General features: G+C 46.4%; 22 protein-coding genes and 1 tRNA gene. 16 read left to right on the top strand and 7 right to left on the bottom strand.

Annotated features, from left to right (window positions below; all coding sequences use genetic code 11):
* On the top strand, nucleotides 1-630 hold the full coding sequence (locus tag C2747_RS09265; RefSeq protein WP_215331489.1) for a trimeric intracellular cation channel family protein: 630 nt from the start codon (nucleotides 1-3) through the stop codon (nucleotides 628-630).
* Here C2747_RS09265 and C2747_RS09260 read toward each other — a convergent pair.
* Entirely contained in the window at nucleotides 617-2,215 is a 1,599-nt protein-coding gene (locus tag C2747_RS09260) for a gamma-glutamyltransferase family protein (RefSeq protein WP_215331487.1), read from the bottom strand. The genes C2747_RS09265 and C2747_RS09260 overlap by 14 nt on opposite strands.
* Before the next feature lie 222 nt (nucleotides 2,216-2,437).
* Here C2747_RS09260 and C2747_RS09255 point away from each other — a divergent pair, with 222 nt between their 5' ends.
* From C2747_RS09255 to C2747_RS09210, 10 genes are all read left to right on the top strand, one after another.
* On the top strand, nucleotides 2,438-4,108 hold the full coding sequence (locus C2747_RS09255) for an MFS transporter (RefSeq protein ID WP_215331486.1): 1,671 nt from the start codon (nucleotides 2,438-2,440) through the stop codon (nucleotides 4,106-4,108).
* A 150-nt stretch (nucleotides 4,109-4,258) separates the two neighbouring features.
* Nucleotides 4,259-5,071: a fumarylacetoacetate hydrolase family protein gene (locus C2747_RS09250; protein ID WP_215331484.1), complete on the top strand. Its 813-nt coding sequence runs from the start codon at nucleotides 4,259-4,261 to the stop codon at nucleotides 5,069-5,071.
* A 70-nt stretch (nucleotides 5,072-5,141) separates the two neighbouring features.
* Nucleotides 5,142-5,218: transfer RNA gene (locus tag C2747_RS09245), tRNA-Met, on the top strand.
* Nucleotides 5,219-5,283: 65 nt separating this feature from the next.
* Entirely contained in the window at nucleotides 5,284-5,817 is a 534-nt protein-coding gene (locus C2747_RS09240; RefSeq protein WP_215331482.1) for a DUF2878 domain-containing protein, read from the top strand.
* A gap of 116 nt (nucleotides 5,818-5,933) precedes the next feature.
* Nucleotides 5,934-7,022: a recombinase RecA gene (gene recA, locus C2747_RS09235; protein ID WP_215331480.1), complete on the top strand. Its 1,089-nt coding sequence runs from the start codon at nucleotides 5,934-5,936 to the stop codon at nucleotides 7,020-7,022.
* Nucleotides 7,023-7,029: 7 nt separating this feature from the next.
* Nucleotides 7,030-7,566, top strand: coding sequence for a recombination regulator RecX (recX, locus tag C2747_RS09230; RefSeq protein ID WP_215331478.1), 537 nt, complete (start codon nucleotides 7,030-7,032; stop codon nucleotides 7,564-7,566).
* Between the two features lie 158 nt (nucleotides 7,567-7,724).
* Nucleotides 7,725-8,894, top strand: coding sequence for an ADP-forming succinate--CoA ligase subunit beta (sucC, locus tag C2747_RS09225; RefSeq protein WP_215331476.1), 1,170 nt, complete (start codon nucleotides 7,725-7,727; stop codon nucleotides 8,892-8,894).
* Nucleotides 8,895-8,908: 14 nt separating this feature from the next.
* Nucleotides 8,909-9,802, top strand: a complete 894-nt coding sequence (sucD, locus tag C2747_RS09220) for a succinate--CoA ligase subunit alpha (RefSeq protein ID WP_215305284.1) — start codon at nucleotides 8,909-8,911, stop codon at nucleotides 9,800-9,802.
* A 79-nt stretch (nucleotides 9,803-9,881) separates the two neighbouring features.
* Nucleotides 9,882-10,589, top strand: coding sequence for a TerC family protein (locus C2747_RS09215; RefSeq protein WP_215331474.1), 708 nt, complete (start codon nucleotides 9,882-9,884; stop codon nucleotides 10,587-10,589).
* A gap of 122 nt (nucleotides 10,590-10,711) precedes the next feature.
* Nucleotides 10,712-11,209: a pilin gene (locus C2747_RS09210; protein WP_215331472.1), complete on the top strand. Its 498-nt coding sequence runs from the start codon at nucleotides 10,712-10,714 to the stop codon at nucleotides 11,207-11,209.
* 168 nt (nucleotides 11,210-11,377) lie between these two features.
* Here the strand turns inward: C2747_RS09210 and moaC are convergent, their stop codons facing one another.
* Complete coding sequence (gene moaC / locus C2747_RS09205) at nucleotides 11,378-11,851, bottom strand: cyclic pyranopterin monophosphate synthase MoaC (protein ID WP_215331470.1); 474 nt, start codon at nucleotides 11,849-11,851, stop codon at nucleotides 11,378-11,380.
* A gap of 23 nt (nucleotides 11,852-11,874) precedes the next feature.
* Here moaC and C2747_RS09200 point away from each other — a divergent pair, with 23 nt between their 5' ends.
* Nucleotides 11,875-13,593, top strand: a complete 1,719-nt coding sequence (locus tag C2747_RS09200) for a M48 family metalloprotease (protein ID WP_215331468.1) — start codon at nucleotides 11,875-11,877, stop codon at nucleotides 13,591-13,593.
* Here the strand turns inward: C2747_RS09200 and C2747_RS09195 are convergent, their stop codons facing one another.
* The 5 genes from C2747_RS09195 to C2747_RS09175 are packed head-to-tail and all read right to left on the bottom strand — an operon-like array spanning nucleotide 13,594 to nucleotide 16,918.
* A complete protein-coding gene (locus tag C2747_RS09195) occupies nucleotides 13,594-14,208 on the bottom strand; it encodes a DUF2946 family protein (protein WP_215331466.1) in 615 nt (204 codons plus the stop codon). It lies immediately after the preceding gene.
* Nucleotides 14,209-14,236: 28 nt separating this feature from the next.
* Nucleotides 14,237-14,671 carry a nuclear transport factor 2 family protein gene (locus C2747_RS09190; RefSeq protein WP_215305272.1) on the bottom strand — a complete coding sequence of 145 codons (435 nt, stop codon included), beginning with the start codon at nucleotides 14,669-14,671 and terminating at the stop codon, nucleotides 14,237-14,239.
* Nucleotides 14,672-14,705: 34 nt separating this feature from the next.
* On the bottom strand, nucleotides 14,706-15,743 hold the full coding sequence (gene waaF / locus C2747_RS09185; protein ID WP_215331464.1) for a lipopolysaccharide heptosyltransferase II: 1,038 nt from the start codon (nucleotides 15,741-15,743) through the stop codon (nucleotides 14,706-14,708).
* A 45-nt stretch (nucleotides 15,744-15,788) separates the two neighbouring features.
* Complete coding sequence (locus tag C2747_RS09180) at nucleotides 15,789-15,980, bottom strand: zinc-finger domain-containing protein (RefSeq protein ID WP_215305269.1); 192 nt, start codon at nucleotides 15,978-15,980, stop codon at nucleotides 15,789-15,791.
* Nucleotides 15,981-15,994: 14 nt separating this feature from the next.
* A complete protein-coding gene (locus C2747_RS09175; protein WP_215331462.1) occupies nucleotides 15,995-16,918 on the bottom strand; it encodes a branched-chain amino acid transaminase in 924 nt (307 codons plus the stop codon).
* A 211-nt stretch (nucleotides 16,919-17,129) separates the two neighbouring features.
* Here C2747_RS09175 and C2747_RS09170 point away from each other — a divergent pair, with 211 nt between their 5' ends.
* The 4 genes from C2747_RS09170 to C2747_RS09155 all read left to right on the top strand — a co-directional run bounded on the left by C2747_RS09170 (nucleotide 17,130) and on the right by C2747_RS09155 (nucleotide 21,810).
* Nucleotides 17,130-18,341 carry a phosphoglycerate kinase gene (locus C2747_RS09170; RefSeq protein WP_215331460.1) on the top strand — a complete coding sequence of 404 codons (1,212 nt, stop codon included), beginning with the start codon at nucleotides 17,130-17,132 and terminating at the stop codon, nucleotides 18,339-18,341.
* A 2-nt stretch (nucleotides 18,342-18,343) separates the two neighbouring features.
* Nucleotides 18,344-19,780, top strand: a complete 1,437-nt coding sequence (gene pyk, locus C2747_RS09165; protein WP_215331459.1) for a pyruvate kinase — start codon at nucleotides 18,344-18,346, stop codon at nucleotides 19,778-19,780.
* Between the two features lie 61 nt (nucleotides 19,781-19,841).
* Nucleotides 19,842-20,906, top strand: coding sequence for a class II fructose-bisphosphate aldolase (gene fba / locus C2747_RS09160; RefSeq protein WP_215331457.1), 1,065 nt, complete (start codon nucleotides 19,842-19,844; stop codon nucleotides 20,904-20,906).
* Between the two features lie 7 nt (nucleotides 20,907-20,913).
* Nucleotides 20,914-21,810, top strand: a complete 897-nt coding sequence (locus C2747_RS09155; RefSeq protein WP_215331455.1) for a phosphoribosylaminoimidazolesuccinocarboxamide synthase — start codon at nucleotides 20,914-20,916, stop codon at nucleotides 21,808-21,810.
* Nucleotides 21,811-21,867 lie beyond the last annotated feature (57 nt).

The raw sequence follows: 21,867 nt of genomic DNA, 5'->3' as shown, positions 1-21,867 counted from the left end.
ATGGATCAAATTAATTTCTGGATTGGCATCATTGCCACGGTTGCTTTCGCGGTCACTGGCGTACTCGCTATTGCCGATCGGGGTGTTGATCTTTTTGGCGTCATGGTATTGGGTGTGATTACTGCCATTGGTGGTGGAACACTGCGAGACATCATTTTGAATTTACCTGCATTTTGGTCGATTGCACAAATTTATATCTGGGTAGCCTTAGGCGCGTGCATTGTCGCTTTCGTAGCAGAATCTTTTTTTACACAGCCGCAGATTTATCGCTGGATGCTCTACATCGACGGCCTAGGCGCCGCTTTGTTTGGCATTCAGGGGGTAGACAAAGCCTGGAACTTAGAATTTGGATTGCCAGTTGCACCAGTGATCTTGGGTGTAGTGACGGCTATCGGTGGCGGCTTATTGCGCGATATTTTGGCTGGCAGAAAAACTTTATTGATGTCACATGAACTGTATGCAATCCCGGTCACTTTGGGTTGCTGCATTTATATTCTGATTTTAAATTTTCTCCCAGCGTACACGCTAGAAGGATCAGTAATATGCATGCTGGCTATTTTTGGACTACGCGCAGCTGCCATTTACTGGGATCTGCGCGTACCCAAATTATTTATTACTAAAACGCGCTAACAGCCCCATCACTACGGGGATCCCAGCCGCCATGCAGTGTGCCGGACGGGTCGCGAATAATACAGCCAGCATGGCCAACGGTTTCATCAAAGGCATCGAGCATTTCAATCTCATGTCCTAGGGCGTGCAGCTCTTTAGCAACCCATGGATTAAAGCGGGATTCTAATTTCAAGCTGTCACTAGTCTGTCCCCAGGTTCTGCCGAGCAACCAACGCGGACGGCTGATCGCATCTTGTGGATCAAGTCCATAGGTTGCTGTGCGAGTAAAGACGGCACACTGAGTTTGAGGTTGACCATCGCCACCCATCGTGCCGTAGACCATCGACCGACCATCCTTGAACAAAGCCATGGCTGGGTTCAATGTATGAAATGGTTTGCGATAGGGCTCAAGGTGATTGAGTGTCTTTGGATCTAGCGAGAAGCTGCATCCGCGGTTTTGCCAGTTCACACCAGACTTGGGTAATACGATGCCAGCACCAAACTCGTGATAAATACTTTGAATGAAAGAAACGCAATTTCCATTGCCATCGATAACACCCATCCAAATCGTATCCGCAGGGCCCTTGCCCTGACCCCAAGGTAATGCTTTTTCAGGGTCAATATTTTTTGCCAGTTTCTTTAAAAAGGCGTGAGATAAGAAAGATTGGGCATGCTTTGTCATATAAGCAGGATCAGTTACATATTTATCTCTAACCATGAAGGCTTGCTTAGTGGCTTCCACACAGTGATGAACATATTCCGCGCTATCGACTTTGAAGCGCTTGAGATTGAGTTGATCCAAGATGCCAATGATCATTAAAGACACAACACCTTGGGTCGGCGGCGTCATGTTGTATACATTGCCCATGCTGTGCTTGAGTTCAAGCGGGTCAATCAGTTTGGCTTGATGGCGATGGAGGTCGCTAAGTCGAAGGGGGCTGCCAATGTCCGTAAGCTCTTTTGCAAGTAGCTCGGCTAAATCGCCTCGATAGTAATCCTCTGTCCCTTTGCGGGAAATTTGGCGCAAGGTTTTTGCAAGGCGCTCTTGTTTAAAGATGCTGCCCACTTCAGGGGCCTTACCATTCACTAAGAATGTCTCTGCAAATCCGGGAATGGGGCTTAATTCCATTCTCTTTTTTTCAGTCAAACTAGATTGACTATGAGTTACCGGGACTCCAGCTTCAGCATAGTGAATGGCATCTGCCAGCAAGCGGGAGAGTGGAAGTCTTCCGCTCAAACCTTGCTGTGAAAGTTTCTGAGCAGCGCCCCAGCCGGAAATAGTTCCAGCTACGGTATTGGCTGCAATAGCACCCCGAAAAGGAATAGCTTTTGTGACTCCGCGCTCTCCGTACCACTGTTTAGTCGCTAGACCAGCTGCTGCACCGCAGGCATCAATTCCGCCCATAGCTTTACCAGGGGAGTGAACTACCCAAAAAGAGTCACCGCCAATGGAGTTCATGTGGGGGTAAACGACGGCAATGGTCGCCGCCGCTGCAATCATGCCCTCCAATGCATTGCCACCCTCGCGCAGCACCGCTAATGCTGATTCAGACGCTAGTGAGTGTGGCGCTACCGCCATCCCCCGAATACCCCATTTTTGTTGCATGGTTGTTAGTTCCCAATAATTAAGTGTGTGATGTTACTTTTATGTTCTATTAGACGCTAGGCGAATAGTTGCTGCATTATGGCCTCTAGATTGATGATGTCTCGGGAAAACCCCGATCTAATTAGATGAGGAATTACCCTAAGTAGTGGATTTCTTTGATTTTTTTCAAAGCATAATCGCCTAGTTGTTTTTTATTTTAATAAAAATAGTTAGGAGCTACTGATGTCAACATCAACTAAAGCAGCCCCAATGACCGCTGAAGAACGCAAAGTTATTTTTGCTTCCTCTTTAGGTACGGTTTTTGAGTGGTACGACTTTTATCTTTACGGTTCATTGGCTGCCGTTATTGCCAAACAATTCTTCTCGGGCTTAGATGCTGGTTCTGCCTTCATTTTTGCTTTGTTAGCCTTTGCTGCCGGCTTTATTGTTCGCCCATTCGGCGCTTTGGTATTCGGTCGCTTAGGCGATTTGATTGGTCGTAAATACACCTTCTTGGTGACGATCCTGTTAATGGGTGGTGCAACCTTCATCGTGGGTATTTTGCCTAACTACGCATCTATCGGCGTTGCTGCTCCTGTGATCTTGATCGCATTGCGCATGCTGCAAGGTTTGGCATTGGGCGGTGAGTACGGCGGTGCTGCAACTTACGTTGCTGAGCATGCACCTCATGGTAAGCGTGGTGCGTACACATCATGGATTCAGACGACAGCTACTCTTGGTTTGTTCTTGTCTTTGCTCGTGATTTTGTTCACACGTGAATTCACTGGCGCAGACTTTGACGTTTGGGGTTGGCGTATTCCTTTCATCGCTTCAATTGCATTGTTGGCAGTTTCCGTTTACATCCGTCTGTCGATGAACGAATCTCCAGCTTTCAAGAAGATGAAAGATGAAGGCAAATTGTCTAAAGCACCTTTGACCGAGTCTTTTGGTCAATGGAAAAACTTGAAGATTGTGATCTTGGCATTGTTTGGCCTGGTTGCAGGTCAAGCAGTGGTTTGGTACACAGGCCAGTTCTATGCTTTGTTTTACCTCACTCAAGTATTGAAGGTAGATCCTAAGACTGCGAACTTGTTGATTGCTGCTTCATTGGTAATCGGCACACCATTCTTCGTAGTATTCGGTAGCTTGTCTGACAAGATTGGTCGTAAGGTAATCATCATGGCTGGCCTGTTGTTTGCCATCATTTTGTATATCCCTAACACCCCAGTTTCATTGTTTAATGGCTTAACCCACTTTGCTAATCCAGCATTGGAAAAAGCAATGGCGATTGCACCAGCAAGTATTACTGCTGATTTGAACGAATGTACTTTCCAGTTCAACCCAACAGGTACTGCTAAGTTCACTAGCTCTTGCGATATTGCAAAGCAGGTGATGGCTTCTAACTCTGCAAGTTACACAACGATTGCTGGCCCAGCCGGTGGTACCGCTGTTGTGAAGATTGGCGACACAGAGATCGAAGGCTACTCCGCTAAGGGTATGGCTCCAGCTGATGCGAAAGCAAAAGATGCAGAGTTCAAGAAGGCCATTCGTGAGGCATTGAATGCTGCTGGTTATCCTGCAAAAGCTGACCCTGCTGCCATTAATCTTCCTGCTGTTTTAGGTATCTTGGTGATTTTGGTGATCTTGGTAACCATGGTTTATGGCCCAATTGCAGCGATGTTGGTTGAGATGTTCCCAACCCGTATTCGTTACACCTCGATGTCCTTGCCATACCATATTGGTAACGGTTGGTTCGGTGGCTTGTTGCCAACGATCTCCTTTGCCTTGGTAGCGCAAAACGGTAATATTTACTACGGCCTCTGGTATCCAATCATCATCGCTGCGGTGACATTGGTAATCGGTGTACTGTTTATTAAAGAAACTAAAGACGTCGATATCTACGCTAAAGACTAAGTTTCATTAGTCTGCTTCAAAAACTAAACCCGACCACTATGTGGTCGGGTTTTTTTATTCAGCACTACCGGCGATTGCGCTGGGGGGTTTTCCTAATGTATATATTTGGGAATGGGATTACGATTGCTTATCTTTTTAAAGGGGTTAGGCATGTCAAATCAAGAAAACGATCTTCTTAGTCGTCGTAATGCGATTAAGCTCGGTGTTGCATCACTCTCTTCGGTTGGATTGGTTGCTGGCGCTCAGGCTCACAAGTCGGGTGACTCAATCCAGACCCCTTTCGTAGTGGCGCAAACGCTGATACCTGTTGCAGGAAGTGATGTTGAATTTCCTGTTCGTCGTATTTACTGTATCGGTAGAAACTATGCAGCCCATGCACGTGAGATGGGATCTGATCCTACTCGGGAGCCGCCATTCTTTTTTCAGAAGCCAACAGATGCCATTCAGTTTGTAGCGCCAAATAAGCTAGTGGATCATCCTTATCCATCTCTTACCAAAAACTATCACTACGAGGTTGAGTTAGTTGCGGCTCTCAATCAGGGTGGAAAGAATATCCCCGTAGAGAAGGCATTGGAGTATGTGTTCGGTTACGCCCTAGGTTTAGATATGACACGCCGTGATTTACAGCGCTTTATGGGCGATCAAAAAAAGCCCTGGGAAATTGGTAAATCTTTTGACTATTCAGCTCCTATTGGACCAATCTTTCGAGTGGGTCAGGTGGGCCACTTTACTAAAGGCACAATTTCCCTTTCTGTAAACGGGGTTGTGAAACAGAAGGCCAATTTAGATCAAATGATTTGGTCGGTAGCAGAGCAAATTGCCAAGCTATCCGAGGCAAATGAATTATTTCCTGGTGACATTATTTACTCTGGTACCCCTGAGAATGTGGGGCCAGTGATTCGTGGTGATGTCATTCGATGCACTATCGATAATTTGCCGGATTTAAGCATTAAGATCGTTTGATGGCCCAGGTTTATCGGGCCAAAGTGGATTAATTGAGCATTTTGACCAAATAAGCTAAAATCTGACTTTCGGCGATTTAGCTCAGTTGGTTAGAGCGATGGAATCATAATCCACAGGTCCGGGGTTCGAATCCCTGAATCGCCACCATATCAAGAGGCCATTGCCCACCGGCAGTGGCCTTTTTCTTAGGTCATGTTGCTTGGAGCTGATCGATGGCTAAATTTTGGAATTTCGTGCTGTTCCAAGTTGGTTGGTTTGCTTGCATTATTGGCGCTGCTAATGAGCAGGTTTTATGGCCAGTCATCGGCACTCTCTTGTACCTTGCGATACATATTTGGCGCTCAGAGCACCCGAATCTAGAGCTAAAGCTAATATTTAAGGCGCTTATATTTGGAGTGAGCGCTGACACACTTATAGCCAATCTAGGATTTTTGTACTTTAAAGACGCTTGGCCTAGCGTCTACTTATCCCCATTTTGGATGTGGACCCTATGGGCATTGGTAGCCAGCACTGTTAACGGATCTTTATCCTGGTTACGTGACAAGCCATGGTTGGGAGCGCTCTTAGGGGCAATAGCGGGACCAATGTCCTATGAGGCAGGTATTCGCATGGGTGCAGGTTCATGGGGTCCCAATGGACAGTTAGGCGGTCTCATCCTCTTAGCAATCGTATGGGGTGTTGCTATGCCACTATTTTTCCATTGGCATCACCGTCATGTAAGTGCAAATCTACGACAGAATCAGTAAATTCTTTTTTAAAGTCACTTGCAAATAGTACTGTTGTTATATACAGTAACTCCATGTTAACGAAAAACTCAAAAAACTCAAAAAATAGCCCAACAAATAGCGAAAAGGGAGCATATATGGCCTTAGACGATAAAAGAAAATCAGCCTCATCCGAATTTGACGGTATGAGCGGAGACAAGCAAAAAGCATTAACTGCAGCCTTAGCGCAAATTGAGAAGCAATTTGGTAAGGGTTCAATCATGAGATTGGGCGATGCAGAGATTCATCAAGATATTCAGGTTGTTTCAAGTGGTTCGTTGGGTTTAGATATTGCCCTTGGAGTCGGTGGTTTAGCCCGTGGGCGCGTCATTGAGATTTACGGTCCAGAGTCTTCAGGTAAGACTACTCTGACTTTGCATGCGATTGCAGAAATGCAAAAGATTGGTGGAACTTGCGCCTTCATCGACGCGGAGCATGCTTTAGATGTTCAGTACGCCTCACGCTTAGGTGTAGATGTGAATAATCTGTTGATCTCTCAACCAGATACTGGCGAGCAAGCCCTGGAAATTGCGGATGCCTTAGTGCGCTCAGGTTCCATCGATTTAATCGTTATCGACTCTGTAGCGGCCTTAGTTCCAAGGGCTGAGATTGAGGGTGATATGGGTGATTCATTACCAGGTCTCCAGGCCCGTCTGATGAGCCAAGCCTTGCGTAAGTTGACTGGCGCGATCAAGCGCACCAACACAACCGTTATCTTTATTAACCAGATCCGCATGAAAATTGGCGTGATGTTTGGTTCACCTGAAACTACAACTGGTGGTAATGCACTGAAGTTCTACGCCTCTATGCGTTTGGATATTCGTCGTATCGGTAGTATCAAGAAGGGTGATGAAGTTGTTGGCAATGAGACGCGCGTCAAGGTAGTGAAGAACAAGGTATCTCCGCCATTCCGCGAAGCAATCTTTGACATCATGTACGGCGCTGGAATTTCTCGAGAAGGTGAAATTATCGATATGGGTGTTGAGGCTGATATCGTTGAAAAGTCAGGCTCTTGGTATGCTTATAACGGTGATCGTATTGGCCAAGGCAAAGACAATGTGCGTGAGTTCTTGAAAGAGAATCCAGCAATTTCTCAAGATATTGAAGCCAAGATTCGTGCGAAATTGGGTGTAAAGACTAGCACAGCAATAGTTAGTGACGTTTTGAGCGAAGAAGAGGAAGCGTAATTCTTCGATGTCAGAATTAGGTAGCACTGTTAAAAAAAGCAAGAAACAAAGCCCGAGTCTCAAAGCTCGGGCTTTGCGCCTTTTATCCATGCGCGAGTACAGTCGCAAGGGATTAGCCACTAAGCTTGCAGAGGCTGCAGCAAGATCATTCAAGTTCAGCTCAACTGTAGAGGATGCAGAGACATCAGCTACAGATATACCTCTGACAACTCAGATAGAAGCTGTTTTAGATGATTTTGAGGCTCGTGGTTGGCTATCTGATGAGCGCTTTGCAGAGGCCCTTGTTAGGCGTCGTAGCGAGCGGTTTGGGACCCGAAAAATACAAGATGAGCTCACCCAAGCCGGTATAGATAGCGCAAAGACGGTAAATCTTCTCAGGACGCTAAAAGAGACCGAATTCCAGCGTGCTCATGAATTGTGGTTACGTAAATTTGGAGCTATAGCAACAGAGCAAAAGGAGCGAGCTCGTCAATATCGTTTCCTGGCCTCTAAGGGCTTTAGTTCAGACGTGGTTTCGAAGGTGATAGCAGGGCGCTCAAACTAGGGCAATTACGGAGCAGATAGGGCATGTTGCCGCATTGCAGCATGATAGACTTACAAAGTCGGAAAACCGCTACCGTTTACTCAAATAGGTGAACACGGTTAATTCGGTTTTACTGATCCTCATAGCTTGCTAAAAAAGATACCGTTTCGGGAGTAATAATGAAAATTCACGAGTACCAAGGCAAAGAACTACTGCGCCAATTTAATGTGCCTGTTCCAAACGGCATTCCTGCATTTAGTGTTGATGAGGCAATTAAAGCTGCCGAGAAGCTTGGCGGTCCAGTATGGGTTGTTAAGGCACAAATTCATGCGGGTGGTCGCGGTAAAGGCGGCGGCGTGAAATTAGCTCGCAGCATGGACGAAGTGAAAAAATATTCTTCTGAAATTTTGGGTATGCAGTTAAAAACCCATCAAACAGGGCCAGAAGGTCAAAAAGTAAATCGTCTTTTAATTGAAGACGGCGCAGATATCAAAAAAGAGTACTACTTCAGTATCGTTACCGATCGTGGCACACAGAAGAATGTGATCATGGCGTCCAGCGAAGGTGGTATGGACATTGAGGAGGTTGCAGAATCTCATCCTGAAAAAATTATTAAAGTGTTTGTTGATCCATTGATTGGTTTGACGGATGCTGATTGCCAGATTATTGCGAAAGGCATTGGCGTTCCAGATGCCTCCATTCCAATGGCAAGCGACGTATTTAAAAACTTGTACAAAACCTATTGGGAAACCGATGCTTCATTGGTGGAGATCAATCCATTGATTCTTGAAGGCAACGGCAAGATCAAGGCGCTTGATGCCAAATTCAACTTTGATCCCAATGCTTTGTATCGTCATCCAGAAATCGTGGCTTATCGTGATATCGATGAAGAAGATGCGGCTGAGATCGAGGCTTCTAAGTTTGACTTGGCCTACATTTCTCTTGATGGCAATATTGGTTGCTTAGTCAATGGTGCGGGCTTGGCAATGGCTACGATGGATACCATTAAGTTGTTTGGTGGCGAGCCAGCAAACTTCTTGGACGTTGGTGGCGGTGCAACTGCAGAGAAGGTAACTGAAGCGTTCAAGATCATGCTCAAGAACAAGAGCGTTGAAGCAATCTTGGTGAATATTTTCGGCGGCATTATGCGTTGCGACGTGATTGCTGACGGTGTGGTTACTGCCTGTAAGGCAGTGAACTTGACTGTACCTTTGGTCGTGCGTATGAAGGGTACCAATGAGGAGCTGGGCAAGAAGATTCTGACAGACTCTGGTTTACCAATCATTAGCGCCGATTCAATGGCAGAAGCTGCTACTAAGGTAGTTGCTGCTGTTGCGAAAAATAAATAATCAAGGAAATCAATATGTCTATTTTGGTAAATAAAAATACTAAAGTAATTACTCAAGGTATTACTGGTAAGACTGGCCAATTCCATACAGAAAAGTGCCAAGAATATGCGAACGGTAAAAACTGTTTTGTTGCTGGCGTGAATCCTAAAAAAGCAGGCGAGTCTATTTTCAATATTCCAATTTATGGAACTGTAAAAGAAGCTGCTCAGCAAACTGGTGCAACCACCTCAGTGATTTATGTTCCGCCTCCTGGTGCTGCTGCTGCTATTTGGGAAGCCGTTGAAGCTGACCTCGATTTTGTCATCTGTATTACTGAAGGCATTCCAGTCAAGGATATGTTGGAAGTACGTAATAAGATGCATGCAAAAGAAGCTGCCGGTGGTAAGAAGACTTTATTGCTTGGCCCAAATTGCCCTGGAATCATTACTCCCGATGAAATCAAAATCGGCATCATGCCTGGCCATATCCATAAAAAGGGCCGCATTGGTGTAGTAAGCCGTTCAGGTACTTTGACGTATGAAGCGGTTGGTCAATTGACGGCGATTGGTCTTGGCCAGTCCACAGCAGTAGGTATTGGTGGTGACCCAATCAATGGTCTGAAACATATTGATGTGATGCGTATGTTTAACGAAGATCCCGATACGGATGCAGTTATTATGATCGGCGAAATTGGTGGTCCGGATGAAGCTGAAGCAGCGCGCTGGTGTAAAGCAAACATGAAGAAGCCGATTGTTGGCTTCATCGCTGGTGTAACAGCGCCTCCTGGAAAACGTATGGGCCATGCTGGCGCATTGATTTCTGGTGGTGCAGATACAGCTGATGCAAAGCTTGCCGTGATGGAAGAGTGTGGCTTTAAGGTGACTAGAAACCCATCAGAAATGGCCGCTTTACTTAAGGCCATGTTGTAATCATGAATCCATGCCGATTCGTCGGCATGAATTTTGTAGCGCAGCAGTTAAAACTAAAATATAAAAGCACGGAGATATTATGGATTTTTCAGCATTTTCAGATGCAACATTTTGGGCGGCATTACTCTCAATCATCGTTGCCAATATTTTGCTATCAGGTGATAACGCAGTGGTGATCGCACTGGCATCCCGCAATTTGCCGCCAGCCCAACAAAAGAAAGCTATTTTTTGGGGTAGCGCTGCAGCAATTATTTTGCGAGTTGTATTAACAATTACCGCAGTTGCATTGTTAAGCCTGCCGTACCTAAAAATCGTTGGCGCAGTTTTACTTGTCTACATTGGCGTTCAGTTATTGGCTGATAGCGATGGCGAAGAGCATATGGAAGGCAAGACCAGTATTTGGGCTGCCATTCGTACTATCTTGATTGCCGACTTGGTCATGAGTTTGGATAACGTTTTAGCAGTTGCAGCAGCAGCTCAAAAAGGCCCACAAGAGACTCAACTCCTGCTGTTGATTATTGGTCTAGGCATGTCTATTCCGCTCATCATATTTGGTAGTGCCATGCTACTGAAAGTAATGGAGCGTTTCCCGATCATCATTACTTTGGGTGCGGGATTGTTAGGCTTGTTAGCTGGCGGTATGTTGGTGGATGATCCAGCAATAAAAGACAGTATTCAGGAGGCGCTGGGCGATGCTAAGTTGGCTTTTGAAGTCATCGGTGTAGTGATCGTTATTCTTGCTGGCACCTACTTTAAGAAAAAGAACGCAGCTAAAGAAGCGCATTAATTTTTCTTTCGCATTAATCAGAAAAGCCGGCCTGCAAAGCCGGCTTTTCTCACATGTGGACATCTTGAATCCCATGGGTATAGACTAGATGATGAGGTATTCAACCTCAGGAGCTAATCACTATGCCTATGCAAGATGAACAACAAGAATCGGGTTTTACTTTAATCGAGGTGATGGTTGTCGTAGCCATCATTGGTATTTTGGTTGCCGTTGCAGTTCCTCAGTACCAAGATTACATTGCCCGTAGTCGCATCGTAGAGGGCATGAATCTTTCCTCTAGCGCCAAGCTTGCTGTGACAGAGGCTTTTGCCAGTAGGGGTACTGTGCCAATGGATGAGGCAACCAGCGGTTCATTCACCTTTGTGCCAACCCGCAGCGTAAAGTTAATTGAAATCACACCCTCTGGTGCTATTGCCATTGACTTTCAAAACAATGTTGCTGCAGATAATAAAAACACTTTGCATCTCATTCCGACAAATAATCCAGATGCCAATGTTCCAAAGGCAATCGATTTATCCAAGCCAGAAGGATCGACTTGGGCTGGTGGATGGTCTTGCCGCTCCTCTGAAACGAATCTGCTACCTCAGCTATTACCTTCAGAGTGCCGCATCACAAAGTAGGGCAATGATTAGTACTCTATAAGAAATTAAGCCACCCTTTGAACTTTGACCTCTTCATGGCGCACCCCTCCTTAGGGATAATATCGCCGATTTTTTCTAATTTAGGGTGTCCAATTTATTGGGAGGAGGTCAATAGGGTGGCTTAATTATTTGCATGGTAGCTAGCTATTAAGCTTTCCACTCTCCAGACTTACCACCACTCTTCTCTAGTAGGTGAACATCACCCATCACCATGCCCCTATCAACAGCTTTGGCCATGTCGTAGATGGTGAGAAGGGCAACTTGGACTGCGGTGAGGGCTTCTATTTCTACGCCGGTAGGGCCGGTGGTTTCAGCTCTGACTTGGCAGGTAATGCTGCTGGTATCTTTATTTAGGGAAAATTCTAGGCTCACGTGCGTTAGTGCCAGAGGGTGACAAAGCGGGATTAAGTCCGACGTCTTTTTGGACCCCTGAATGCCAGCAATGCGGGCGATACCTAAAACATCCCCTTTTTTATGGGTACCCGCTTCAATCATGCTGAAGGTCTCTGGGAGCATAGTAATCTTGCCTGTAGCAAGGGCAATCCGATGGGTATGGGGCTTATCGCCAACGTTAACCATGTGGGCTTGGCCGCTTGCATCAAAATGAGTTAGTTTGTTCATGGGATAAGTTTTACCATATAGGGATGCAAGTCATAAAGACACCAAGGGGCATATCGTTTTTTAGACGAATTTTGGCTGCTCAGCTCATTCTGAGCTTGGCTTGGCCAAGTGCTGGTTTCGTCTACGCGGCTGGACCGGCACCTTCCTCGATAACGGGGGATGTATCGGTACAAGGAGAGTCAGCCGCCTTACAAAACTTGGGTAGAGCTGTCCAGTCGCCTGATGCCCGCTCCTCAAACCTGCCATCACGCAATGCGCCCCTAAGCCAACCCAGTTTTGTACTCCCGGATATGGGGGATCCTGGTGGCGATAGCTTGAGTCGTATGGATGAGAAAAAGTATGGCGAAATGATCATGCGCCAGATTCGTCCGGATGCGGATTATTCGAATGATTTACCGATCTACGATTATTTAAATCAAATGGAGCGGCGCTTATTGCAGGCGGCAAAACGTCTGCAATTGGGCGGTGCTAATGAGCAAGGTAGTGGCGCCTATAACTTTGAGGTGTTCGCTGTTAAAGACAGCAGTATTAATGCATTTGCATTGCCCGGTGGATTTATTGGTTTTCATACAGGACTGCTGGTCAGTGCTGAAACAGATTCAGAAGTAGCTTCTGTTATGGGTCATGAGACCGGTCACGTATTGCAGCGTCATTTGGCTCGCCAGATGGATAGGCAGACCACTAATACGATGATTGCTCTGGCTGGCATCTTGTTGGGCGCCTTAGCTGCATCACGTAATCCAGGCGCTGCTTCTGGCCTCATGCAGGGTGGTCAAGCAGTAGCAATCAATAACCAACTCTCCTACTCAAGAGATGCTGAGCGCGAGGCTGATCGTATTGGCTTTCAGATTCTGGCGGCCAGTGGCTATGACGTCAATGGGGCACCAGGTTTTTTCCAGCGCCTACAAAAGGCGACCGGCATTATGGATAGCGGGGTGCCATCTTATGTACGTACCCACCCATTAACTACTGATCGTATAGCGGATATGCAAGATCGTGCTCGCAATATCGCCGACAGAAATGTACCTACAGCAGTGGAATTTTATTTCATCAAAGCGCGTGCTCGTATGGAGCAATCTGGGAGTTCTAGCCAGATGTACGACTTAAAAAATACTTTTGAAGGTTTGAGTAAACAGTCAGCCCCCGGCAAACAAATGGAAGGTTTTTATGGGCTTGCACTCGTTGCTCAAAAACAGAGTAAGTTTGATCAGGCTGCAGGCTATTTGCAACAAGCACGTAGCTTAGCGAATAGCGTTAGTGCGCTAGGATCACCCATTCTGCGCCAAAGCCTCTCCTTAGACATTACAGCTTCCGAGTTGGCATTAGCTAGAGGTAAAGGTGATGAGGCTTTGCAAATTGCTCAAGCCACTTTAAAGGTCTTCCCGCAATCCTATGCTGCTGGTGCGGCAATGATGAATGCCTATCTTAAGTTAGGTCGTACAAATGACGCCATTACTTGGTTAAAGGCGCGCACAAGATTACAGCCCAATGAAGTAGTTTGGTGGAGCATGCTTTCGAATGCCTATGATCAGGCTAAAAATGTGCCGCTGCGCCATTACGCTCTTGGAGAAAAGTATGCGCTTGAGGGTGCGTGGCCATCAGCGATTGAGCAACTCAAGATTGCGAGGTCTTCTGGTGGCGCAGATTTCTATCAGGCTTCTAGCATTGATGCACGTCTTCGTGAAATGCAAAAGCAATATCAAGAGGAATTGAAGGAGCAGGGCAAAAATATGCCTAGCTAATTAATTGCTTGGTACTTTGATGAAATTAAAGCGATTGGCTAATTCACTGGAGTGAATAGGTTCAATGGGTAGTTGATTGCCTTTCCATTGCCACAAGCCCCTGAAACTACAAGCATCCTCCATCACCTTCGACTGATCTGAGAATAGATCTAAATCATGATCGTGTAATAGCGCGACAGATAGGGATTCTGTTTTAGTAAATACTGCACCATCAGCTTGATCAGAGAATGATTGTTGAAATAATCCCATGATGTAAATATTCCCTTTTTCATCACTTAGGGCGGCCTGCGGTTTGATCTCCATACCGCACTGGGTTAATAGCTGAGGTCCACTTTCGCTCGGAAAGATTCTGGCAATGAATGGAGTGCTATCTAGCGTAACAAAAACCCGTTGTGGCCCATTTTGGAAAAAATATCTACCCGAAGAGTCGTGCGCATAATTTCTAGAGATAAATTCATTGAGGGCTATGTGCTGAATTACACTTCCAGCTAATTGATTGGCTTGGGCAAACTCATCACGCATGCGCCATTGACCGCGACGATCAAGTGCTAGCCAGCCAAAGCAGTGCGGGACATTGGGCCACTTAATTAGCGATCGAAGTACTTGCTCATCCATAAGACGGCAATCTATGTGGCATTGCTAGTTAATGCAGTCCATGTGGAGTTGAGGGCGCATCAAACGTATCTTCAGTAGAGTGGCTCGCATGCAGATGTGCAATCCGCCAGCCTTGACTATCCTGCAGAAGAACTAAGGTGATGTTGAGAAAGAATGCCGCTTCAATTTGATCGGGTCTGATGTGCACAGCCTCAGTGGTGTCGTAGACCGCGGCTCCTAAAACAGAGTGACTAATGCAGGCAATCGGCTCTAGAAAAAGAGCTTGCTTGGCTAAGAGGCGCTCTAGGCCGTCCCGAATTTCTGCATGGCCACTGAGGCGCTGGCCTTCTGGGAGTACGCAAGTAATCGAGTCATCATCTAGCCAGATTGCTAAGGCCCCTTTGACATCACGATTTTTTAAGGCATCACGCCAAGCATCCACTACTTCATCGGCGTTATGAAAAAGTCTGGCTAGTTTTGACATGGCTTACTTTCTGGTGATGTATAGCACTACAAAATTAATGGAGTGTTTGAATGGCGCCCAATACGGTGGTGGGCAGAATATCTTTTAAACAGTTGAGGTGACCTAGTGGACACTCTCTTTTATGGCATGGGCTGCAAGGTAGATTGAGCCAAAGTACTTTAGCTTTAGCGGACAGTGGTGGAGTGTGATGTGGATCACTCGAGCCAAAAATGGCGACCTGCGGAACTTTTAATGCGGCACCAATATGCATTAAGCCCGAGTCATTGCTGACCAGTGCCTTGCTCACCCCAATGAGTGCGATTGCTTCGTCTAGTGAAGTCTTGCCACACCAGTTGTGTATTTGTGAGCCATTCTTTGCCTGAGTCCTAATGCTCTCACCCAAAGCGTGATCACCCTTACCGCCAAGAAGAATCACATGAGCATCTGGCTCACTGGCGATTAACTGCTGTGCGAGAGTAGCGAAGTGATCGGCGGGCCAGCGTTTTGTTGCGCCGTACTCAGCACCTGGGCAAAGTACGTAGATTAATTTTTCCTTGATCGATGCTGCTTGTAACTTAGCGCTGATAGATTCTTTTGCTGCAAGTGAAATATTGAGCTTAGGGTCTACAGGCTTGTTGGCATCAATCTCTTGTGAGTGCTCCAGTACATTTGCAAGTGCAAGGTAGTGATTTGCCATCGGTGGGCGATCGACTTTCCTCGGATTATTTAGCGCAAGATTAATCAGTCCAAAGCGCATCTCTCCACGATAGCCAATGCGCAAAGGAATATTAGCAAGCCAAGGAATGAGGGCAGACTTCAAGCTATTGGGTAGAACAAAGCAGGTGGTGTATTGACTTAATTCAAGTTGCTTTGCTAGTTGCTTACGTAAGCCCCATTGCAATTGTTTATGCTCTAGTCGCGCTTCAATGACTTGATGAACTTCGGAGCAGGCACGATAAATAGGGGCAACCCAAGGGCTTGCTAAAACATCAATCTGTGACTGCGGGTACATTGCTGTGAGATTCGCCAGCAGTGGCTGGGACATCACAGCATCACCAATCCAATTGGGGGCGATGATCAGAATACGATTCATATGAGGTATCCCGACACAGCACCCCGCTCTGGGGCGCTGTTAGGCTTAGTGCCCGTGGGGCTCGGTACCAGGAATGAGTTTGTACTCAGTGCCGCAGTATGGACACTTAGCGTCACCCGTTTTAGCTACATCCAGAAATACACGTGGATGCGAATTCCAGCTAGGGGTTTTATTGGTTGGGCAATGTAAAGGCAAATCTTTATTGCCATCAACCATTACAACTTGAGCTTCACTCATTCTCTGATTTCCAATTACTTAACGTAAGTTAGCCAAGACTTGTATTGATCGCTTCTACCGTAGACCGCATCAAAGTAAGTCTTCTGGATTTGCTCAGTAATCGGACCACGCTTACCGTCACCAATGGTGCGGTCGTCCAGTTCACGAATAGGTGTTACCTCAGCCGCAGTACCAGTAAAGAAAGCCTCATCTGCTGAGTACACTTCATCACGGGTAATACGCTTCTCACGCAATTCGTAGCCAAGATCTTTGGCGATTTGCATGATGGAGTTACGAGTAATGCCGTCTAAACAAGAAGCCAAATCTGGGGTGTAAATAATGCCGTTATTAACGATAAAGATATTCTCACCAGAACCTTCAGATACATAACCTTCTGTATCTAGTAGGAGGGCTTCATCGTAGCCATTAGCGGTTACTTCTTGGTTAGCCAAAATGGAGTTGATGTAGTAGCCGGAGGCCTTAGCGCGAACCAGTGAAGAGTTCACAAAATGGCGGGTAAATGAGGATGTTTTAACGCGAATACCCTTATTGAGGCCGTCTTCACCCAAATAAGCACCCCATTCCCAGGCAGCGATCGCGGTATGGATGCTATTGCCCTTTGGAGAGATACCGAGTTTTTGGGAGCCGATAAAGATAATTGGTCGGATATAGCAAGCTTCTAACTTATTGCTATTTACGACCTCAATAATGCCGCTACTGATCTGTTCAGGAGTCCAAGGCATATTCATCTGGAAAATCTTAGTTCCGTTGAATAGGCGCTTAACATGCTCAGGAAGGCGGAATATAGCGCTACCCTGGGGTGTTTTATAGGCACGAATACCCTCAAATACACCCATTCCGTAGTGAAGACTGTGGGTTAGCACATGAACATTGGCCTCACGCCAGGGAACTAGCTTCCCATCGGACCAAATAAAGCCATCGCGGTCGGACATCGACATTTTCTCTACCTTTTAGATATTTAATAAATTGGGTGATTCAATTCGGTAAAACAGGGTGCCAGGCCACTAGGGAGCCCCAAGGCCTGGAATACGTCTCAGCCTTTATTGTAGAGCAGGGAGTGAGGTGGGGTAGTCCAATTCCTTTGGGGTTTAAAGCCCAGACGATTTAGAATGGAGTATTCCCCGTAAACCACTCCATTTGCCTATTCTCATGCCGGAAACCCTCTTTAAAGTAAAGCGCCTTAGTGAATTAGCTGCAGCAGGTCTTCTCAAGGGAAAACGGGTATTGATCCGTGCCGACCTCAACGTTCCTCAGGATGATGTGGGTAATATTACGGAAGACACTCGGATTAAAGCGTCCATGCCAGCAGTACAAATGTGTTTGGATGCCGGTGCAGCAGTGATGGTCACCTCCCACTTGGGACGTCCAACTGAAGGCGAATTTAAGCCCGAAGATAGTTTAGCTCCGGTGGCTGACCGAATTGCTACTCTCTTAAATCGTAAAGTACCTTTAATTAGCGATTGGGTAGATGGTAATTTTGAAGTCAATCCAGGCGAGTTGGTGTTGCTAGAGAACTGTCGCCTTAATGTGGGCGAGAAAAAGAATAACGATGAGTTGGCTAAGAAGATTGCTGCTCTATGTGATGTGTATGTCAACGATGCCTTTGGTACTGCTCACCGTGCTGAAGCAACTACAAATGGCGTAGCTAAATATGCGCCGATTGCTTGTGCCGGCCCATTGATGGCAGCGGAGTTAGATGCCTTGAGTCGTGCGCTGGCAAGTCCTAAGCGCCCCTTAATCGCCATTGTGGCGGGCTCAAAAGTATCTTCAAAGCTCACCATTCTCAAAGCCCTGGCTGACAAAGTAGATGAGTTAATTGTGGGCGGCGGTATTGCAAATACTTTTATGCTGGCTAAAGGTTTGCCAATCGGTAAGTCATTAGCAGAGCCAGATTTGGTTAATGAGGCTCGAGAAATCATGGAGATTATGGAAAAGCGCGGTGCGCACGTTCCTATCCCTGAAGATGTCGTTGTTGCAAATGAACTTTCTCCATTAGCGCGTGCAAATCGTGTTGCTGCTGATCAAGTGGCTGATGACGATATGATTTTGGATATCGGCCCTAAGACTGCGGCACGTTTATCTACCATGCTGGCGCACGCTGGCACGATTGTATGGAATGGCCCATTGGGTGTATTTGAGATTGATCAGTTTGGCGGCGGTACTAAGATGTTGGCAGCAGCGATTGCCCATTCACCCGCATTTTCGATTGCTGGTGGCGGCGATACCTTAGCGGCGATTGCGAAGTACGGTATTGAAAATCAAGTGGATTACATCTCTACTGGCGGTGGCGCTTTCTTGGAATTCTTAGAAGGTAAAACCTTGCCAGCCTTTGCAGTATTAGCCGAAAGAGCGAAAGATTAAATATGTTGAGAGCAACTAAAATCATTGCCACATTAGGACCTGCATCAGAAAAGCCTGAAGTATTGCGTGAGATGATTCGTGCTGGTGTAGATGTTGTGAGAATGAACTTTTCTCATGGCACGGTTGCTGACCATAAAGCGCGTCACGATTTGGTGCGTAGTATTTCCGCAGAAGTGGGTAAAGAGGTTGGCATCATGGCCGATCTACAGGGCCCAAAAATTCGTGTGGGTAAATTTGTCGATAGCAAAATTCTTCTTAAAGAAGGTGCGCAATTTACTCTGGATGTTGATTGTGAGCTTGGCAATCAAGAGCGCGTAGGCTTGGATTACAAAGAGTTGCCACAAGATGTTAGGCCTGGTGATCGACTGTTATTGAATGATGGCTTGGTTGTTCTTCGGGTCGAGAGTGTAAAAGGCGGAGAAATCTTTACCCTGGTAGAGCAAGGTGGCCCACTCTCAAATAACAAAGGTATTAACCGTGCTGGCGGTGGCCTGACTGCGCCAGCACTAACAGAAAAAGATATTGCCGATTTGGATGCAGCGATTGCGATGGGCGTAGATTTTCTGGCGATTAGTTTTCCAAAAGATGGTGCTGACATGGCCTATGCCCGTAAGCTGGCAGATGCTGCTAGTGCAAAGCACGGCGTTGGTAAGGTTCGTACGATTGCTAAGGTGGAACGCGCTGAAGCTATTGAAACTGAAGCTCTCAAGAGCATTATTGCGGAGAGTGACGGCATCATGGTTGCCCGCGGCGACCTAGCAATTGAGGTTGGTAACGCGGCCGTTCCTGCCTTGCAAAAGCGCATGATTAAACTCGCACTTGAGGCTGATAAATTTACGATCACTGCTACGCAAATGATGGAGTCCATGATTAATGCTCCAGTGCCTACCCGCGCTGAGGTGAGCGACGTGGCTAATGCAGTGTTAGATGGTACAGACGCAGTCATGCTGTCTGCAGAATCTGCTGCCGGTAACTACCCGGTACAAACCATCAAGGCAATGGCCGAGATTTGTGTTGAAGCTGAAAAGTCAGACCGCGTAAAACTGGATACGGATTTCTTGGATCAAACCTTCTCACGCATTGATCAAACGATTGCCTTGGGCGCTCTGTTTACAGCGCATCACCTCAATGCCAATGCGATTGCTGCTTTGACAGACTCTGGATCTACTGCAGTTTGGATGAGTCGTCACAATATCCATTTACCTATTTTTGCCTTGACTTCCAAGATTGCTACTCAACGCGCCTTAAGTACTTACCGCAATGTATTTCCCATTGGCTTGGATTACACCAAGCACCGTGATACTGCATTGCAGGAAGTAGAGGACTGCTTGAAAAAGATGGGCGCGGTGAAGAAGGGCGACGTAGTTGTCCTAACCTCTGGTGAGCCTATGGGCGAGCCAGGTGGTACGAATTCACTCAAGATTATTCAGGTGAAGTAATTCATTTTTAAGATTTTTATTCAAACTATTTATCACTAACATTTTTAATTAAGAAACCATCATGGCTTTAGTATCTTTACGACAACTCTTGGATCACGCTGCTGAAAACGGTTATGGCTTGCCAGCATTTAACGTTAATAACTTAGAGCAAGTAACGGCGATTATGGAGGCTGCTCATGAGGCAGATTCCCCTGTCATCATGCAAGCTTCTGCTGGTGCTCGCAAATATGCCGGTGAATCATTTTTACGCCACCTGATTTCTGCTGCAGTTGAGGCTTATCCCCATATTCCAGTTGTGATGCATCAAGATCATGGCCAAAGTCCAGCAGTATGTATGGCTGCTATCAAGAGTGGCTTTACTAGTGTGATGATGGATGGCTCTTTAGAGGCTGATGGCAAGAGCGTTGCCAGCTACGAATACAACGTTGATGTATCTAGAGAGGTAGTGAAGTTCTCCCACTCCATTGGGGTTACTGTTGAGGCAGAGTTGGGCGTTCTTGGTTCATTAGAGACAATGCAGGGCGACAAAGAAGATGGTCATGGCGCCGACGGCAAGATGACGCGTGAGCAGTTATTGACGGACGTTGAGCAAGCAGCTGACTTTGTAAAAGCTACCCAATGTGATGCTCTGGCGATTGCGATTGGTACCAGCCATGGCGCCTATAAATTTACTAAGAAGCCAACAGGTGACATCTTAGCGATTGAGCGTATTAAAGAAATTCACACCCGCATCCCCAATACTCACCTAGTAATGCATGGTTCATCCAGTGTTCCACAAGAGTTACTTGCTGAGATTCGTGAGTTTGGTGGCGATATGAAAGAAACTTACGGCGTACCTGTTGAAGAAATTCAAGAGGGTATTAAGAACGGTGTACGTAAGATCAACATTGATACTGATATTCGTTTGGCGATGACAGGCGCTATTCGCCGCTACCTGTTTGAAAATCCAAGCAAGTTTGATCCACGTGATTACCTCAAGCCTGCACGTGAAGCAGCCAAGAAGGTTTGTATTGCGCGCTTCAATGCTTTTGGTTGTGCAGGCCAAGCATCCAAAATTAAGCCAATTCCTCTGGAAAAAATGGCTGAGCTGTATAAGAGTGGCAAATTAGCCCAGATCGTGAAGTGAGATAAATATGCCCGCTTTGTACGCTACTTCTATTAAGTCACTCCCTTTGCTCTCCAAGGGGAAGGTGCGTGATGTATATGCACTAGGCGATGACAAGTTACTCATGGTCACCACGGATCGCCTATCTGCCTTTGATGTAGTGATGGGTCAGCCCATTCCTGAGAAGGGAATTGTGCTTAATCAAATGGCGAACTTTTGGTTTGAGAAGTTGGCTAAAGTGATTCCGAATCACTTGACGGGTATTGATCCGGAAAGCGTAGTGCCTGCCGATGAGCTTGATCAGGTCAAAGGTCGTGCAGTAGTGGCTAAACGCCTCAAACCAATCTTGGTCGAAGCGGTAGTAAGAGGTTACCTGGCTGGTAGTGGCTGGAAAGATTACAAAGAGACTGGCAAGGTCTGCGGTATCGCATTACCAGAAGGTTTGGAAAATGCACAGAAATTATCAGAGCCTATTTTTACTCCTGCTGCAAAAGCAGAAATGGGTGAGCATGATGAAAATATCTCTTTTGAGAAAGTGATCGAGATGATTGGTGAGAAGTTAGCCAATCAAATTCGTGAGGTCAGTATTCGTTTATACAAAGAAGCTTCTGAATTTGCCGCGACTCGCGGAATCATCATTGCTGATACTAAGTTTGAATTTGGCTTAGATGACGCCGGTCAGTTGGTGTTGATGGATGAAATCCTCACTGCCGACTCTTCCCGCTTTTGGCCTGCTGAAACCTACTATGTGGGCGCAAATCCCCCTTCCTATGACAAGCAATTTGTGCGGGACTGGCTCGAAACAGCGATGGTTGATGGCAAGCCTTGGCCCAAAAGAGCCCCAGCACCTGCTTTGCCAGTAGAAGTGATTGATAAAACAGCGGAAAAGTACCGCGAAGCCCTCGCTCGCTTAACTAAGGCCTAATTTCTTTAAAGCCCTAAAAAGGCTGGGATAATAAGGCCTCAGATAGATTAACGATGT

This window comes from Polynucleobacter corsicus, assembly GCF_018688255.1.
Classification (GTDB): Bacteria; Pseudomonadota; Gammaproteobacteria; order Burkholderiales; family Burkholderiaceae; genus Polynucleobacter; species Polynucleobacter corsicus.
Note: the sequence above shows the minus strand (reverse complement) of the source record. Positions and strands in the feature narration are given on the sequence as shown.

Bases quoted from the DNA above. Each gene is read 5' to 3' on its own strand.
- C2747_RS09265 (WP_215331489.1), top strand. From the start codon at position 1: ATGGATCAAATTAATTTCTGGATTGGCATCATTGCCACGGTTGCTTTC.
- C2747_RS09260 (WP_215331487.1), bottom strand. From the start codon at position 2,215: ATGCAACAAAAATGGGGTATTCGGGGGATGGCGGTAGCGCCACACTCA.
- C2747_RS09255 (WP_215331486.1), top strand. From the start codon at position 2,438: ATGTCAACATCAACTAAAGCAGCCCCAATGACCGCTGAAGAACGCAAA.
- C2747_RS09250 (WP_215331484.1), top strand. From the start codon at position 4,259: ATGTCAAATCAAGAAAACGATCTTCTTAGTCGTCGTAATGCGATTAAG.
- C2747_RS09240 (WP_215331482.1), top strand. From the start codon at position 5,284: ATGGCTAAATTTTGGAATTTCGTGCTGTTCCAAGTTGGTTGGTTTGCT.
- recA (WP_215331480.1), top strand. From the start codon at position 5,934: ATGGCCTTAGACGATAAAAGAAAATCAGCCTCATCCGAATTTGACGGT.
- recX (WP_215331478.1), top strand. From the start codon at position 7,030: ATGTCAGAATTAGGTAGCACTGTTAAAAAAAGCAAGAAACAAAGCCCG.
- sucC (WP_215331476.1), top strand. From the start codon at position 7,725: ATGAAAATTCACGAGTACCAAGGCAAAGAACTACTGCGCCAATTTAAT.
- sucD (WP_215305284.1), top strand. From the start codon at position 8,909: ATGTCTATTTTGGTAAATAAAAATACTAAAGTAATTACTCAAGGTATT.
- C2747_RS09215 (WP_215331474.1), top strand. From the start codon at position 9,882: ATGGATTTTTCAGCATTTTCAGATGCAACATTTTGGGCGGCATTACTC.
- C2747_RS09210 (WP_215331472.1), top strand. From the start codon at position 10,712: ATGCCTATGCAAGATGAACAACAAGAATCGGGTTTTACTTTAATCGAG.
- moaC (WP_215331470.1), bottom strand. From the start codon at position 11,851: ATGAACAAACTAACTCATTTTGATGCAAGCGGCCAAGCCCACATGGTT.
- C2747_RS09200 (WP_215331468.1), top strand. From the start codon at position 11,875: ATGCAAGTCATAAAGACACCAAGGGGCATATCGTTTTTTAGACGAATT.
- C2747_RS09195 (WP_215331466.1), bottom strand. From the start codon at position 14,208: ATGGATGAGCAAGTACTTCGATCGCTAATTAAGTGGCCCAATGTCCCG.
- C2747_RS09190 (WP_215305272.1), bottom strand. From the start codon at position 14,671: ATGTCAAAACTAGCCAGACTTTTTCATAACGCCGATGAAGTAGTGGAT.
- waaF (WP_215331464.1), bottom strand. From the start codon at position 15,743: ATGAATCGTATTCTGATCATCGCCCCCAATTGGATTGGTGATGCTGTG.
- C2747_RS09180 (WP_215305269.1), bottom strand. From the start codon at position 15,980: ATGAGTGAAGCTCAAGTTGTAATGGTTGATGGCAATAAAGATTTGCCT.
- C2747_RS09175 (WP_215331462.1), bottom strand. From the start codon at position 16,918: ATGTCGATGTCCGACCGCGATGGCTTTATTTGGTCCGATGGGAAGCTA.
- C2747_RS09170 (WP_215331460.1), top strand. From the start codon at position 17,130: ATGCCGGAAACCCTCTTTAAAGTAAAGCGCCTTAGTGAATTAGCTGCA.
- pyk (WP_215331459.1), top strand. From the start codon at position 18,344: ATGTTGAGAGCAACTAAAATCATTGCCACATTAGGACCTGCATCAGAA.
- fba (WP_215331457.1), top strand. From the start codon at position 19,842: ATGGCTTTAGTATCTTTACGACAACTCTTGGATCACGCTGCTGAAAAC.
- C2747_RS09155 (WP_215331455.1), top strand. From the start codon at position 20,914: ATGCCCGCTTTGTACGCTACTTCTATTAAGTCACTCCCTTTGCTCTCC.